This is a genomic window from uncultured Megamonas sp. (genome assembly GCF_958438645.1).
In the GTDB taxonomy this organism is placed as follows: Bacteria; Bacillota; Negativicutes; order Selenomonadales; family Selenomonadaceae; genus Megamonas.
The window spans coordinates 16,826-32,790 of record NZ_CAUBSM010000010.1 but is presented as its reverse complement, the minus strand read 5'-3'; the positions used below and the strand labels follow the sequence as shown (position 1 = coordinate 32,790).

Genomic DNA, 15,965 nt, shown 5'->3' with positions numbered 1-15,965 from the left:
TCACCTCTTTCTTATTTTACTAACATCTATAAACTCTAAAACTCTACTATCTGTAGAATTCCTTATTTCATCTGGAGTACCTATAGCTATCATTTCACCTTGATACAACATAGCTATTCTATCTGCAATATAAAATGCACTTTTCATATCATGTGTTACTACAATCGAAGTAACACCTAATAATTTTTGCATCTGCACAATAAGTTCATCTATTTTCGCTGACGTAATTGGATCTAATCCTGAACTTGGCTCATCATACAAGAGAATTTTAGGTTCAAAAGCAATTGCTCTGGCTAAACTAACGCGTTTTTTCATACCACCAGATAACTCATTTGGCATATAATTAGCAAAACCAGATAATCCTACTAATTTTAATTTTTCCTCTACTATTTCTTTAATTTCTTTAGTAGATAATTTACTATGCTCTCTTAAGCCAAAACCTACATTGTCACCAACAGTCATAGAATCAAATAATGCTGAATACTGAAATACCATTCCCATATTCAAACGAACTTTATCTAATTCATCTTCTTTTAAGTTTGATATTTCTTTATCATCAATAAAAATTTGACCTTCATTTGGCTGTAATAATCCAATTAATAATTTTAATAAAGTCGATTTTCCTGAACCACTACCACCAATTATAACTAAAGTTTCTCCCTTATTAACTTCAAAATTAATATTTTTCAAAATCAATCTATCTTTAAAATATTTATATAGGTTGACTACTTTTATCATTATACCACCTCAACGATAAAGCAACATGGACAATAAGCAATTGCTAAAAAATATAACAATAATGGAAATTACAACAGAACGAGTCGTCGCTTTACCTACACCTTCAGCGCCATTTTGAGCATTAAGTCCATAATAACAGCCTACAATAGCAATAATTGCACCAAATACAATAGACTTTATTAAACCACCTGTTATATCATGAACATCCACAAAAGTATCAATAGAATGCAAATACATATATATATTAATATCATAATATTCAGCTACCATCCAGCCACCAATTGAGCCAATGACATCACCAAATACTACCAAAATAGGCAACATAAACATACAAGCTATTAATCTAGGTACTACTAAATAACCAATAGGATTAGTCGCCATGACTTTCAAAGCATCTATCTGTTCTGTTACTTTCATTGTACTGATTTCTGCTGTAATCGCAGCACCAACTCTACCAGCTGTTACAACTCCTGCTAAAACTGGCCCTAGTTCACGACCTACTGCAATAGTTACTATACCACCAACTGTAGATTGTGCTCCTAAACGAATAAATTCTGTAGCAGTTTGTAATGTTATTACCATACCTGTAAACAGCATAGTAAGTGTTATTATAGGTAAAGTATCTACACCTAAATGTGACATTTGCTGAAAAACATGTCGCATCCTCGGAGGATATCTCAATTGTGCAATTGTATTACCAACCAAAATAGTAAATTGTCCTAACGTCTCTAAATGACCAATAACAAATCTTCCTATTTTTTCAAAAAATCCTATTATCATTTTATAAATCCTCAACTTTATAGCTATTAAGTCCATTGAAAAAAATATCCGTGAGAAAGACTCACGGATATTTTCTCACTATTCGATTTTAGCAATGAATTTAAAAATAGTAAATAGTTATTTACTTTTTTTTAAGCTTTTAATCATTTTTTAATTTTTATGCTTGTTTGAATAAAATTATCTACTACATAATCCGTAGATATTTTACTTTCACGATTTTTGTTAAATTCTTCTCGTTCTTTTTTGCTCATCTTACCGATTTCTTCTGATAATTTTATTGCTTCTTTTATCGCTTTATCCTGATCAACTTCACTTTGTGTGTCAATTGTCGGTGAAATAACTATTTCATTATTCTTGTTTAAATTTTTTAAATCATTTAAGCGGTCAACTGTAGATAAATTAGCCGCATCTTGTGGTGTCGCTGCTAATCCACTTTGTAAGACTTGTGCTAATTGCACAAAGCCACCGCCTTTTACCTCTAAAAACATTTGACCTTCTTTTTGAGTTTTAGGAATGGTGTATGGTATAGTTACTGTTACATTTTCTCGACGATATGGTTTTAATGTCACGCTAAAGTTGACTAAATCTCCTGGTTTTGCTTCCTCTTTATCAGGGATAGCACTCACTATAGAAGCTGTTTTTCTACTAGAAGTAAAATCCACATCTACTTTTACATCCAAAATATTTGAAGGTTTTTCCATATTTGTACACAAGAAATACAATGCTTGCGTCAATTCTCCCACGGTAAATTGACCAACATCTTTGGGATCATAATACATATTTTCTCGTTCAAATTTCCCTTCTGGAACTTCATCTGTCATTATTGTAAATTTTATTTTTGATGTACCATAGCTTGCTCTATCTGCTGTTCTATCCATTGAAGCATAAACTATACTTGAAGCTAATGTCGGCAAAATATCTTCATCATACGCTACTTTAGAAACAAATGTTTTCTCTTGTCCTAAATTTCTATCCGTAACTTTTACCCTTACAGGAATAGATGCTGGATATTCATTTAATATACCTGCTACTCCATTAAAACGGTCTTGATTAATTCGTCCAATAATTTTACCAAAAGAGCTTACCTTAACACCATTTAAAATGCCTCCTGCTGAGCCTATGACATCCGCTTCTGTCATAAAATAATTCACATTTCCTTTATAAGTCATTGCATGACCAAAACCTAATATCTTATTACCATCAACAGCAGTTACTGTTCCTGTTCCTCCAGCTGAAAAATCACCATAAGCCAAAACTACACCCACAGGATCCCCCGCCGATAAAGTTGCATTTTCTTTAATATCGCTACCTGAATTTCCTATTGGACTACTGATAAATTCTCCTGTAGCATATGGTGTCATATTCTTATACTTCAAATTTTCTGCTAAAAAGTTTAACGCATTATCATTAAATCCAGAAACATAAATAGGCATCATTTTAGTCGTAGATAAATCACTTGCTTGTGATTTATATTCTTTTTGCAAACTTTTTAAGATAAAACTTGTCAATGATATATGTTCTTCCAATTTATCAGCATCAATCGTCGTCTTAGATTTATCTTCCAAATCCTTTATAATTTTATCTGTTTGCACAATATCTTCATCATCAATACTATTTTTATCTTCTTCCGTTTCAATATCGATACCACTTAATATTTCTTCTAAACGTTTTTGAGCTTTACCCTTCACAGCTTCTTTTCCTTCAGGTGTTGCTAAATGTTTAGATTTATATTTTTCCACTTCTTTATCGATATTTTTATCAAAGTCATCTTGATTTTTCTCATATTCTTCTAGTGATGGTATATCTACTATTTTTATATTGGATTTATTAATTACAGTCAACGGATCTGGTAAATTCCAAATATCTAACATCTCTTCAATAGGTGTTATATAAAATTTATATGGCAATACATCTTGACCTACAGCTCTAGCTACAGCTCCTATTAATTTCCCATCAACATATACAGGGCTACCACTCATTCCATGAATGACGCCATTTGTATCATCAATAATTGGCCCATATGCACGTGCTAATATCTGTTTTGGCGAACCTTTGCCATTGTTCACTACACCTATTATTTCCACATTAAAACTAACTTTCTGTGCTCCTTGAACTACAGTTTCTGCATAACCTTGCATACCTGGTCTCAATTCTGAAGTTTTCATTATTGGAGGCATAGCTAATGCAGAATTTGTATACAATAACAACATCAAGCATATCGTTACTAAATATTTTATCATTAATACTACACCAATTCTCTTTCTCTCATTATTCTATCTGTTCAACATATACTACTACTTGATTTGGTGTTATATTATCACCAACTTTTACTAAAACTTGTTTTACTACACCATTTACAGTAGCTCTAGCCGCCGCTGAAGTACCTGTAAGTGTAGATATTTCCACTAGAGAATCTCCCATTTTTACACTAGTACCTTCTGCTATTGTTGAACTTACAGTTCCTGCAAGTACTGCTTTTTGCTCTACTTGTTTATTTTCCATAGCCCATCCTACCGTCGTTAACAACAATACTAATGCTATGAATACCGATACGATTAGATATTGTCTTTTCATTTATATCACTTCCCTTTTCTTTATTATTTATTACTTCCATCAAATTCAAATTAAAATTATCCTATTTTGATAATACCATATCATTGTATTCTAAACAAGTTAACGACGTACAGCCGTAAGTGCTGTAGCCACTGGTCTTTCCATTCCATCTGATGGAGAATTTACTATTTTCCCACCGATAACTAATTCAGAAGAACCGCCTCCATCAAAATTAACGGCCTCAACAACATCCATGCCAATTAAAAATCTAGCGAATTCATCAAGCATCATACCTTTACTATGAGCTTGTCTGCCATCTAAAACGGCAAATAACACATTCCCATTTCTTAAAATTCCCACTGCTGTTCTAGGTGCTCTAGCTCCTGTAACATCTGGTCCAATTTGTTCTACAGCAGAAGTTATATCAACTTGACCATCTTTTACTAAACGAGGTCCTACACCTAAAATATCTGTAGCACTGTCCCATGGAGTATTTAAAATCTGATTTATTACTAAATCATCACCTACATTTAAACCTGATAGTATATTTTTTCCATTACCTGTTGCAGATACAACAATTTCGCCAGGCTTTAAAATACTATTTCCATTATTTATCTTCACAATTTTATTATCTTTTACTACATATTCAATGCCACTATTATCTGTTCCTGTTGTTTTTCCATAATATTGATTATATAACATTACACTATCACTTGTTCTTGTACCATTTAAACCAGAAACATATAGATCTCCATTTTTACTTTGTACAATTCCACTATAACTTACATCATCAATATAAGGTGTCCCATCGGATAATACACCAAAGGCAGTACGAGTCAAATACATTGAAGAAACTAAATCTCCAGCAATTTTAGTCACACCATATAATTCCCTGCCAGGACCAAAATAAGAAGCATTTTCTGCAACAGCTGCATTTACATAATCAGACATCGCCGATACTGTGTTTTTAGCCATTTTATCACCGCCACCTAAAACTGGCACAAATTTAAAATATTTAGGGCTAACTTCTACCAATTGAGCTTGCTGTTTTACACCTGATTTTTTACTGTAATAAGAAATCTGTGTTAATCCTGGTTCTAATTCTTTAGTAATACTATATTCATAATCTTTTTGCACATCTATATATAATCTTCTTGGATTATTTAATTCACCCATATCATATGCACTATTATCGGCAATCTTAATGACAACACAACTAGTTTTATCATCACTATAAACTTCCATAAATGGCACAATATCATCATTCACATTGATACCATTTAAATATTGTTTATCTATAGGTTCTGAAAAATCTACCATTATATCGCCATTTTGCTGTTGTTTCACATCATATTTAGTATCTTTGTTTAAATCAAAAACAATTCTAACTTTATCTGAAGATTTACTATAACGAATTGTATTTATTATTGGTTTATCAACAACTTGAGAGGCCTCTTGTGTTTTTATATCTTTGCTTAAATCTACTTTGGATTTAGCACTTGCCATAGACAATTGGAATATACACATTCCCACCATCAAAAATATAAATATTCTTTTTAAATTCATTGTCTCTTAATCCTTTATCTATTACATATTTTATTTGCTAAATATATTTTATTTTTCTTAAGAAAAAAAGACTGCTAATGCAGTCTTCTTTTTATTCTTCTATTTTTCGTTCATTACCATTTGGTTTTTTACGAATTCTAGTAATTTTATCCATATATTCAAGAGCTTTACCTGTACCAATAGCTACACAAGTTAATGGATCATCTGCTAAATAAGTAGTAATTCCTGTTTCTTTTTGAATTAAACTATCTAAACCATAAAGCATTGCACCGCCACCAGTCATGATTATACCTCTATCCATAATATCAGAAGAAAGTTCTGGTGGAGTATCTTCTAATACTCGTTTTACACATTGTACAATGGCGGATACAGGTTCTGCTAAAGCTTCACTTACTTCGTCAGATTTTACTTCAATTGTTTTTGGAAGTCCTGTAATTAAATCACGACCACGAATTTCAATTTTTTCATCACGAGCTCCTGCAAAAGCTTGTCCTACTTGAATTTTAATATTTTCAGCTGTACGTTCACCAATCATTACATTATGTTTATTTTTTATATAAGTGATAATGCAATCATCGAATTTATCTCCAGCCATACGAAGTGAATCACTTACAACTACACCGCCTAGACTAATTACAGCTACGTCTGTTGTGCCACCACCGATATCTACTACCATACAACCATTTGGTTCAGATACATCAAGACCTGCCCCCATAGCTGCTGCCATAGGTTCTTCAATAAGTTCAGCATGACTAGCACCAGCTTGCATTGCAGCTTCTTGAACAGCTCTTTTTTCTACTGTAGTTATTCGAGAAGGTACACATATCATCACACGAGGTCTAAACATAAAACGACGTCCAGACACTTTACCTATAAAATATCTAATCATTTGTTCAGTGATATCATAATCAGCAATAACACCATCTCTAAGTGGTCTTATAGCTACGATATTTCCAGGAGTACGTCCAATCATACGGCGAGCTTCTTCACCAATAGCCAAAATACGATTAGTATCATTATCGATAGCCACAACAGAAGGCTCACGCATAACAATACCTTTACCTTTTATATAAATAAGGACATTCGCTGTTCCAAGGTCAATCCCAATATCCATGGACATTCCAAACATTAATCCTACTTCCCTTCTCTTAGCAAATTAATAAGTTAATTATCTACATTTAATACTTTATAATATATAATACATATATTAATTTGGCAAGAAAAAGCTATTATAAATCCCTTTAAAATAAAATGTACATCTATTCTAAATTTTAATATTATTTGCCAATGCTAAAAGTTTATATTTATGTATTTATAATATCTATTTATATATAAACAAATATTATATAATTATTAATATATATTATATATATGCTAATTGACAACAATTATTTCAAGTGTTATTATGAGGTCATAATAATTAGTATAAATTAGGGGGTATATTATAATGTTTAAAGGGAAAGTTGTCATCGTTGGGGCTAGTAATGTAGGTTCTGCTGTACTTACAAAACTTTTAGATTTTCAACTTGCTTCTGAAATCGCACTTATCGATTTAAATGAAAATAAATGTAAAGGTGAAGCTCTTGATGCTAACGATGCAACATCTTGTATTCACAGCCTTAATATCAGAACTTATCATGGTGACTACTCCGACTGCAAAGATGCTGATTTAATCATTATCACTGCTGGTCCTAGCATTAAACCTGGTGAAAAACCTGACCGTCTCATCTTATCTAAAACAAACTGCAAAATCATGAGCAGTGTTATGTCCGAAATCGTAAAATACACTAAAAATGCACTTATTCTCATGATTACTAATCCTCTTGATGTAGCTACATATCATGTTTCTACACAGTTTGATTATCCACGTGAAAAAATCATCGGTACTGGTACAATGCTTGAAACATTCCGTTTACGCAGAATTATTGCTGACCGTTATCATATCGACCCTAAAAATATTCACGGTTATGTTCTCGGTGAACATGGTAACTCTGCATTCACTGCATGGAGTACAGTAAACGTTGCTGGTCTCGGTCTTGAACATGTTGATGAATACTTCCACTTCGATGATAAACTCGATAAAAAAGCTATCGAACAAGCACTTGTAAACAGAGCTTATGATATCATTAACTTAAAAGGTTATACAAACACTGGTATCGCAATGGTAGCTGCTCGTTTCACAAAATCCTTCATGTACAATGAACATACAATCTTACCTATGTCCGCTGTATTAGAAGGCGAATATGGTTTAACTGATGTAGCACTCAGCATTCCTCGTATGATCTGTGCTGATGGTATCGTTCGTTCTTTCGCTCCACATCTTCCAAAAGAAGAACTTGACTTACTCTATGCTTCTGCTGAAAGTGTAAAAAAAGCTATCGCTAGTGCTAAAGAATAAATCATTTTAAAATTAAAGCCCTCAGATTAACTGAGGGCTTTTTTATTAATTCAAATCATCATTAAATTAAATAATATAAAAAAATGCGAACTCAAATTTAAGTTCGCATTTTTTATAACTCACTTTAATTAGCAAGTTTTACATTCTTCATAAATACCAGCTTTTTTAAGTGTATCTACCATAGTATCGCCCATATGAGCTACAGTTTTAGCAACTTCAATACCCACTTCATTTAAAGCTTTAATTTTATCAGCAGCAGAGCCTTTGCCACCTGCAATGATTGCACCAGCATGGCCCATACGTTTACCTGGAGGAGCCTGCTGACCACTGATGAAAGCAGCTACAGGTTTTTTCATGTTTGCTTTAATCCATGCAGCAGCATCTTCTTCAGCTGTACCACCAATTTCACCAATCATCATAACAGCTTTAGTTTCTGGATCTTCATTAAATGCTTTTAATACATCAATGAAATCTGTGCCTTTTACAGGGTCTCCACCGATACCTACGATAGTTGTCTGACCAAGACCTGCTTTTGTCATCTGATCCATAGCTTCATAAGTCAATGTACCAGAGCGAGATACAATACCGATATGACCTTTACGATGAATTTTTCCTGGAATAATACCGATATTACATTCATCTGTTGTCATAATACCAGGGCAGTTTGGACCGATAAGACGAGTTTTCTTACCTTCTAAAGCACGATGAACTTTTACCATATCTAATACAGGAATATGTTCTGTTACACATACAACAATATCAAGTTCAGCATCGATAGCTTCTAAAATACTATCTGCTGCAAATCTTGCTGGTACGAATACTACAGAAGCATTTGCCCCTGTTTCTTTAACAGCTTCTTCTACTGTATTAAAAATTGGTACACCATTAACAACTTGTCCACCTTTACCAGGTGTTACCCCGCCAACTATTTTTGTACCATATTCAAGCATATGTCCTGTATGGAACATTGCAACTTTACCAGTTGCACCTTGTACAATTACTTTTGTGTCTTTATTAATAAAAATTCCCACGAACTATTCCCTCCCGTATCAGGCATTTTTTACTAATTCTACAATTTTTTGTGCACCTTGCTCCATGGATTCTGCCATGATAAGACCTGGTACATTTGCATTTTTCAAAATTTCGCGACCTTCTTCAACGTTAGTACCTTCAAGACGTACAACAATTGGAACATTAAGATCAATCAATTTACTTGCTTGTACTATACCTTCTGCCACTTTATCACATCTATTAATGCCACCAAAGATATTAACAAAAATACCTTTTGCTTGACCACCTTCAAGCATAATTTTAAATGCCTTAGCATTATCTTCTGGAGAGCTTTGTCCACCGATATCCAAGAAGTTTGCAGGTTCTCCACCATAATATTTAATGATATCAACAGTAGCCATTGCAAGACCTGCACCATTTACCATACAAGCAACATCGCCGCCTAAATTTACATAGTTAAGGCCAAGCTCTGCAGCTTCACGTTCTTTATGATCTTCTTCTGATTCATCACGTAATGCCTGAATTTCTGGATGACGGAATAATGCACTATCATCAAAATTTAATTTAGCATCAAGAGCCATTACTTTATCATCTTCAGTAATTACAAGTGGATTAATTTCTGCCAAAGAACAATCTTTAGCAATAAATAATTTATAAAGATTTTGCATTAAACTTGCTGCACTGCGTACAGAAGCTGGAGTAAAGTTCATTTTGAAAGCCATGCGAGTTGCTTGATAAGAAGTAAGCCCTAATAATGGATCAATATATTCTTTAAAGATTTTTTCTGGAGTTTTAGCTGCTACTTCTTCAATTTCCATACCGCCTTCTTCAGAACCAATCATAACCACTCTGGAGGAAACACGATCAACTGTAAAGCTTAGATATAATTCTTTTTTAAATTTACAGCCTTCTTCAATTAAGAGACGATTTACTTTTTTGCCATCTGGGCCAGTTTGTTTTGTAACAAGTACTTTACCCAAGATTTCATTTGCATAAGTTTGTACTTCATCTAAAGACTTAGCAAGTTTTACACCGCCAGCTTTACCACGACCACCAGCATGAATTTGTGCTTTTACAACATATACTGGACCTTCTAATTTTTCTTTTGCACCAGCTACAGCTTCATCTACAGAAAAAGCAGGTACACCATTTGGCACTGTAACGCCAAATTCTCTAAAAATTTGTTTAGCCTGATATTCGTGAATGTTCACTCAAAATAACCTCCTCGGTTTTTTATTGCAATATAAAATATAATTTTAAATTAATTTTAAATAATAAGTGCTTATAGATACTTATTGTCTCAAATTAATTTTTATATTTAATTGTCTATGGTAATCAACTAAAAATTTATAAGTTAACTTATTCAACTATTATTATACACTTTTTTATAAAATAGTAAATATCTATAATAAAAATATCTTTCATATATTTTATTTATAATTGTGTTAAAAAAAATGATGTATATTTTTTAATTATTATATACATCATTTTTATTATTCACTTTCAAATCATAAAATTAATTTATTAATCTTTTATACCTAAAATCGCATTTATCTCATTTTTATATAAAATTGCTTTTGCTCCGTATATAGCTTGAATTCCGCCTTTTACATCTAACACAGCAGTAGCTCCTACTTTTTTCAATGTTTCTTTATCCACTTTACTGCTATCTTTTACACTGACACGGAGTCTAGTGATACAAGCATCAACATCTTCTAAATTTTCTTTTCCACCTAATGCTTTTAAAATAATCAATGCTGTTTCATGTATTTTACTGTTAGAATTATCTTCCTTATCATCTTTTGCCTCTTCTTCAACATCATTATCTCCTCTACCTGGAGTCATAATATTGAATTTAGTTATTGCAAAACGGAATACACAATAATACAAAATAAACCAAATTATACCTACTGGTATTTCTAAAATCCAATTTGTTTTATCATTGCCCTGTAAAACACCAAATAAAACAAAATCTATTAAGCCACCTGAAAAAGTATTGCCAATGGAAATATTTAAAATATCGGCTATACAGAAAGATATCCCATCTAAAAAAGCATGCACTACATATAATGCAGGAGCAATAAATAAAAACATAAATTCTATTGGTTCAGTGATACCTGTTATAAAGGAAGTCATAGCTACACCAAAGAACATACCTGCATACATTTTTTTATTTTTACTAGTAACACAATGATACATTGCCAAACAAGCAGCAGGTAAGCCAAACATCATAGTTGCAAATCTTCCTGCAAAGAAACGTGTACCTTCTGTAAATAAACCGACATGATTTGGATCAGCTAATTGAGCAAAAAATATTTTTTGTGCACCAACTACTTGTACGCCATTTACGATTTCAGTTCCACCTAATTCTGTATACCAAAACATCGGATAAATCATATGATGCAAGCCAATCGCACCACATAGTCTCATCAAAAATCCATAGAAAAATGTTCCGATTGGCCCTGCACTGATCAATACATTACCTATATAAATCAATAAATTCTGCAAAGTAGGCCATATTATATAAAAAATTACACCGATAAAAATAGCTGATAATGATGTAATAATTGGCACAAATCTTGAACCTGAGAAAAATCCTAATACCTGTGGCAACTGTATATTTTGATATTTATTATGCAATGTTGTTGCTATCATACCAATTACCAAAGCACCGATTACACCAGTATCAATAGGATTGCCATCAGGATTAAAAATCTTCAGCATAGCATCTATTGTTCCGTTCATAACTAAGAAACCAACAACGCCTGCTAAAGCTGCTACCCCTTTATCTCTTTTAGCTAAACCTACACATAAACCTACACATAATAACAGAGCTAAATTGCTAAAAATAACATTTCCCGCTGCTGACATAATACTGAAAACAGCTTGTAACATAGGTACATCTAATATAGGATATGCTGCTATTGTAGCCTTACTAGAAAAAGCACCCCCTATACCTAACAATAAACCAGCTGCTGGTAATATTGCTATCGGTACCATAAAAGATTTTCCCACTTTTTGTAAATACTTAAACATCTAATCACCCTTTTCCTAAATTTATATTTATTTTTCTATTTCTTAATTTATAAATGTGCAAAGCTATATAACCGATTTCATTTTCATCTAAATTTATATTATATTTTTCCTTTAATATATTATTTATTTTTTCTGCCACGATATATTCTATATCGCATTTATCTTTAATACTTTCCCATAAAACATTATTTATTCGTATTCCATCTTTATATCGTTGAATAGCATATTCTAAATGCTTGATAAAACTCGTATAATAGATAGACCTATAATCTATTTTAGTCTTTGTCTCTTTTTCTATTAATTTCGTACAATCGTAAACGATAGTATTATTTAATAATAAATTTGACACTTTCATATTTTTAATAGCAGCATGAATATGTAATACTAAAAAACCCAATTCTGCTTTATCAAATTGAATAGAATCTTTTAATTCTCTGTTTATATAATTAAATGCTCTTTTTGAGAATTCATATTCTTTAGGATAAATATATGATAATTCACTTAAAAACGGATAATTGATAATAATATTATTTTTTTGTCGTTCCATGGCAAAATTTAAATGATCTAGCAATGTTAAATTTAATTTTGCATTTATTTTATTATCAAATTCTTTATTAGCTTCATAAACAATATTTTGTACAACATCTATCAATCTTTTATTTGTCACTTGATTTAACAATTCTTTATACTTCAAAGCTTCTTTAGCTTCTAAGACCAACATATAGTCTTGTACATTATCATCATTTATAAATTTTTCGCCTTTCTTTTTTTTGAAACCTATACCTTTACCAAAAAATACATAGGTTTCTCCATCATCATTTTTGCAAATCAAGGTGTTGTGATTTAAAACATTTATAATTTCACATTGTTTACCATTCATACACACTCACCTTTCCCTTTCATATAACATAAATATATTCATAGAAAATACTTTTTGTGTTCAATTAACTAAAGGATATAAACAAAAAAGTCCAATGTTAATATGGCAATACTTAACATTGGACTAAGACCTAATCTAATTAGTAATCTGTCTACTTTTATTTTATCATACCCTTAAATTTTGTGCAATAAAATTTAATATTTTTATTTTATTCTTAAAAAATTTCTCTCAATAATTATTAAACATATCAAAATCATAACTATAATTTTGATATATATGAAATATTATTGCATTTTATTACATTTTCATTTTTATTTTTATTCATCCTTACATTCATAAATAAAATTTTATAAAAAAAGCACTTTGAAAAAATTATACAATAAATTCAAAGTGCAATTTCTATTCATTTTACTTATATTATTTTACAATGACTTTTTTATCTTTATCTGGTAATAAAGATGCTGCCTCTTTATCTACAATTACTACTACATCTTGATGCAATTGCAAAATAGAAGCTGGAGCATCTGGTCTTACACTGCCATATATTGCTTTATAAATTGCTTCCGCTTTATTTTTACCACTAGCAAGTAAGATGATTTTCTTAGCGAGCATAATAGTTTTAATACCCATACTTATAGCATATTTAGGTACATCTTCTTTATCTTTAAAAAATCTCGAATTTGCTTCAATTGTTTCTTCATCTAATTTAACTTTATGTGTAGTTGCTTCAAATTTAATATCTGGTTCATTGAAACCAATATGTGCATTTTGTCCAATTCCCAAAACTTGAAGGTCAATTCCACCTTTTGCTTCAATCAATTCATCATATTTTTTACATTCTTCTTCTAAATTCTTAGGATTTCCATTTGGTATATGAATATTTTCAGGTTTAATATTTACATGGTCAAATAAATGTTTATGCATAAAGTAATAATAACTTTGTTCATTATCTTTATCTAAACCTATATATTCATCTAAATTAAAACTGATTACCTCTGAAAAATCTAAACCTATATTTTGATGTACTTTTACTAAATTAGCATACATACCTTCTGGAGTAGAACCTGTTGCAAGCCCAAGAACACTATTTGGTTTTAAATACAATTGACCTGCCACAATTCTTGCTGCTACTTTGCTCATTACTTCATAGGAATCTGTAACTATTATACGCATTATATATACCTTCCTTATTTTCCTTTAATTTTAAATTTTTATTTTTTATTATCTAATCGTAAAATATTAATTGCTTCTGTTGTTCTTTGTTTAAATGCAGAAGCTAAATCCATAGTATCTTTAACAACCTGAGTATATAATAAATCAACAATAAAAATTTGCGTTAATTTTGTGGTAATTGAGCCAGTTTCCAATGTAGATTCTCTTGTTTCATAAAAAATACAAGCATCAGCATATTCTTTCAAAATAGTATCTCTATTTGATGTTATTACTATTAATTTTGTACCATTTTTCTTAGCTAATTCAACTGCTTTTATGATTTCAAATGACTCTCCTGAATGAGAAATGACAACAACGACATCACTTTCATGTAAAAGTGCCATATGAAGCATTATAAGATGGCTATTATCTATACCTCTTGTATTAAAACCAATTCGCATAAATTTATAAGCTGAATCATCTGCTACAAATCCAGAATTTCCTAAACCTATAAAAAATATACGCTCAGATTCCTTTAACATATTTACGGTTTTCAATAAAGTTTCTTCATCTAGATCACTTACCGTTTGTTCCAAAGTTGCAATATTATTAGCTAATAATTTATTTGCTGTTATAAGAATACTTTCATTACTAGTAATATCTCTACTGATTATAGTCCTTTTTTCATTTTTGACCATCTCTTCTGTCAATGTAAGTTTAAATAATTGAAGACTACTAAAGCCCATTTTTCTTACAAAACGTGTAATAGTAGCTTCACTAACTTTACATTTTGTAGCTAATAAAGCGATTGGTGTAGTGCAAAATTTTTCTGCATTTTCTTTTATATATTTTATTAAAATTTTATCAGATTTTGATGCTTTAAATTTTGGTCTATCTAATTGATGTAATATTTTCATAATCTTCTCCCCAAATCAATTTGTTTGATGCAATAAATTATATAATGCACCTAACATACCAGCATCATTTTCCAATTTTGCAAAATCCACTTTTGTATGATTATATACGTCTTCTACTAATCTTTGTTTTAAAGCTTTATCTATTAATGGTCTTAAATATTCTCTTTGAGCCATTATGCCTCCACCCAAAATAACCATTTCAGGATTTAATACTGATGTTATATTTGTAATACCGTCTGCTAAATTTTCCATTAATGTATTAATAGCCTCTTTAGCATCTACATCACCGTTTTTAGCCCATTCAAAAATAATTTTTCCATTTAAATCAGTTTCGTTCATCTGTTTTGCTTTAGCTACATCTTTTACTAAACGAGTGGTTGAAACGACTTCATGCATTGTTCCTTTTGGAATTCTCATATAAGCAATTTCTCCAGCACTATTGCAAGCACCATGAATTACTTGATGATTATATACAGCACAGCCACCAGCACTTGTTCCTACAGTTATACAAAATAATGAAGAACAACCCTTGCCTGCACCTAACCACATTTCGCCTAACGCCGCACAATTAACATCATTTTCTACCGCACAATTTAAATTAAACTCAGTTTCAACAATTTTCTTTAACTGTACTCCTGTATAATCAGGTATTGCATCTGGCAAAGCATAAAAAATATATCCTTCTTTTGGATCTACCATGCCAGCTGTAGATATGGCAACTCCAGCAACTTGATAGTTAGTAATATAGCCACTAATAATTGTTTTTACTTTCTCTACAATACCCGGACCACCATATAATTTAGCTTCTGTCGGCATGGAGCTTTTTTCTATAAAAACCCCCTTTTCATCTACCAAACCATATTTTATAGCTGTACCACCGATGTCTATGCAAATATACTTTTGTTTATCCATAATCTCGCCCTTCTTTGCAATA

14 protein-coding genes are annotated in these 15,965 nt (G+C 31.3%); 1 reads left to right on the top strand and 13 read right to left on the bottom strand.

What is annotated here, in order from left to right; translation table 11 throughout:
* The 6 genes from Q5I67_RS07885 to Q5I67_RS07860 form a co-directional block, all read right to left on the bottom strand.
* A complete protein-coding gene (locus Q5I67_RS07885) occupies nt 1-738 on the bottom strand; it encodes an ABC transporter ATP-binding protein (RefSeq protein WP_296897663.1) in 738 nt (245 codons plus the stop codon).
* Nucleotides 739-747: 9 nt separating this feature from the next.
* Nucleotides 748-1,518, bottom strand: coding sequence for an ABC transporter permease (locus Q5I67_RS07880; protein ID WP_296897661.1), 771 nt, complete (start codon nt 1,516-1,518; stop codon nt 748-750).
* 143 nt (nt 1,519-1,661) lie between these two features.
* Nucleotides 1,662-3,758 carry a SpoIVB peptidase S55 domain-containing protein gene (locus tag Q5I67_RS07875; RefSeq protein ID WP_302486951.1) on the bottom strand — a complete coding sequence of 699 codons (2,097 nt, stop codon included), beginning with the start codon at nt 3,756-3,758 and terminating at the stop codon, nt 1,662-1,664.
* 28 nt (nt 3,759-3,786) lie between these two features.
* Complete coding sequence (locus Q5I67_RS07870; protein ID WP_296895998.1) at nt 3,787-4,092, bottom strand: biotin/lipoyl-containing protein; 306 nt, start codon at nt 4,090-4,092, stop codon at nt 3,787-3,789.
* Nucleotides 4,093-4,191: 99 nt separating this feature from the next.
* Complete coding sequence (locus Q5I67_RS07865) at nt 4,192-5,577, bottom strand: phosphodiester glycosidase family protein (RefSeq protein WP_302486950.1); 1,386 nt, start codon at nt 5,575-5,577, stop codon at nt 4,192-4,194.
* Nucleotides 5,578-5,728: 151 nt separating this feature from the next.
* Nucleotides 5,729-6,766, bottom strand: a complete 1,038-nt coding sequence (locus tag Q5I67_RS07860; protein WP_302486949.1) for a rod shape-determining protein — start codon at nt 6,764-6,766, stop codon at nt 5,729-5,731.
* 318 nt (nt 6,767-7,084) lie between these two features.
* Between Q5I67_RS07860 and Q5I67_RS07855 the strand changes: the two genes are divergently transcribed.
* Nucleotides 7,085-8,035 carry an L-lactate dehydrogenase gene (locus Q5I67_RS07855; RefSeq protein WP_296895991.1) on the top strand — a complete coding sequence of 317 codons (951 nt, stop codon included), beginning with the start codon at nt 7,085-7,087 and terminating at the stop codon, nt 8,033-8,035.
* Nucleotides 8,036-8,163: 128 nt separating this feature from the next.
* Here Q5I67_RS07855 and sucD read toward each other — a convergent pair whose 3' ends face one another.
* From sucD to Q5I67_RS07820, 7 genes are all read right to left on the bottom strand, one after another.
* A complete protein-coding gene (gene sucD / locus Q5I67_RS07850; RefSeq protein WP_296895989.1) occupies nt 8,164-9,066 on the bottom strand; it encodes a succinate--CoA ligase subunit alpha in 903 nt (300 codons plus the stop codon).
* Nucleotides 9,067-9,084: 18 nt separating this feature from the next.
* Nucleotides 9,085-10,257 carry an ADP-forming succinate--CoA ligase subunit beta gene (gene sucC, locus Q5I67_RS07845; protein WP_296895987.1) on the bottom strand — a complete coding sequence of 391 codons (1,173 nt, stop codon included), beginning with the start codon at nt 10,255-10,257 and terminating at the stop codon, nt 9,085-9,087.
* Between the two features lie 313 nt (nt 10,258-10,570).
* A complete protein-coding gene (locus Q5I67_RS07840) occupies nt 10,571-12,082 on the bottom strand; it encodes a PTS transporter subunit EIIC (RefSeq protein ID WP_302486948.1) in 1,512 nt (503 codons plus the stop codon).
* Nucleotides 12,083-12,086: 4 nt separating this feature from the next.
* Entirely contained in the window at nt 12,087-12,962 is an 876-nt protein-coding gene (locus Q5I67_RS07835; RefSeq protein WP_302486947.1) for a PRD domain-containing protein, read from the bottom strand.
* A 417-nt stretch (nt 12,963-13,379) separates the two neighbouring features.
* Nucleotides 13,380-14,135, bottom strand: coding sequence for a glucosamine-6-phosphate deaminase (gene nagB / locus Q5I67_RS07830; protein WP_296897032.1), 756 nt, complete (start codon nt 14,133-14,135; stop codon nt 13,380-13,382).
* 38 nt (nt 14,136-14,173) lie between these two features.
* Nucleotides 14,174-15,031, bottom strand: a complete 858-nt coding sequence (locus tag Q5I67_RS07825) for a MurR/RpiR family transcriptional regulator (protein WP_302486946.1) — start codon at nt 15,029-15,031, stop codon at nt 14,174-14,176.
* 15 nt (nt 15,032-15,046) lie between these two features.
* Nucleotides 15,047-15,943: an ROK family protein gene (locus Q5I67_RS07820; protein WP_302486945.1), complete on the bottom strand. Its 897-nt coding sequence runs from the start codon at nt 15,941-15,943 to the stop codon at nt 15,047-15,049.
* Between the last annotated feature and the right edge of the window lie 22 nt (nt 15,944-15,965).

Coding starts and splice junctions, on each gene's coding strand:
- Q5I67_RS07885 (WP_296897663.1), bottom strand. CDS start 738: ATGATAAAAGTAGTCAACCTATATAAATATTTTAAAGATAGATTGATT.
- Q5I67_RS07880 (WP_296897661.1), bottom strand. CDS start 1,518: ATGATAATAGGATTTTTTGAAAAAATAGGAAGATTTGTTATTGGTCAT.
- Q5I67_RS07875 (WP_302486951.1), bottom strand. CDS start 3,758: ATGATAAAATATTTAGTAACGATATGCTTGATGTTGTTATTGTATACA.
- Q5I67_RS07870 (WP_296895998.1), bottom strand. CDS start 4,092: ATGAAAAGACAATATCTAATCGTATCGGTATTCATAGCATTAGTATTG.
- Q5I67_RS07865 (WP_302486950.1), bottom strand. CDS start 5,577: ATGGCAAGTGCTAAATCCAAAGTAGATTTAAGCAAAGATATAAAAACA.
- Q5I67_RS07860 (WP_302486949.1), bottom strand. CDS start 6,766: ATGTTTGGAATGTCCATGGATATTGGGATTGACCTTGGAACAGCGAAT.
- Q5I67_RS07855 (WP_296895991.1), top strand. CDS start 7,085: ATGTTTAAAGGGAAAGTTGTCATCGTTGGGGCTAGTAATGTAGGTTCT.
- Q5I67_RS07840 (WP_302486948.1), bottom strand. CDS start 12,082: ATGTTTAAGTATTTACAAAAAGTGGGAAAATCTTTTATGGTACCGATA.
- Q5I67_RS07835 (WP_302486947.1), bottom strand. CDS start 12,962: ATGAATGGTAAACAATGTGAAATTATAAATGTTTTAAATCACAACACC.
- nagB (WP_296897032.1), bottom strand. CDS start 14,135: ATGCGTATAATAGTTACAGATTCCTATGAAGTAATGAGCAAAGTAGCA.
- Q5I67_RS07825 (WP_302486946.1), bottom strand. CDS start 15,031: ATGAAAATATTACATCAATTAGATAGACCAAAATTTAAAGCATCAAAA.
- Q5I67_RS07820 (WP_302486945.1), bottom strand. CDS start 15,943: ATGGATAAACAAAAGTATATTTGCATAGACATCGGTGGTACAGCTATA.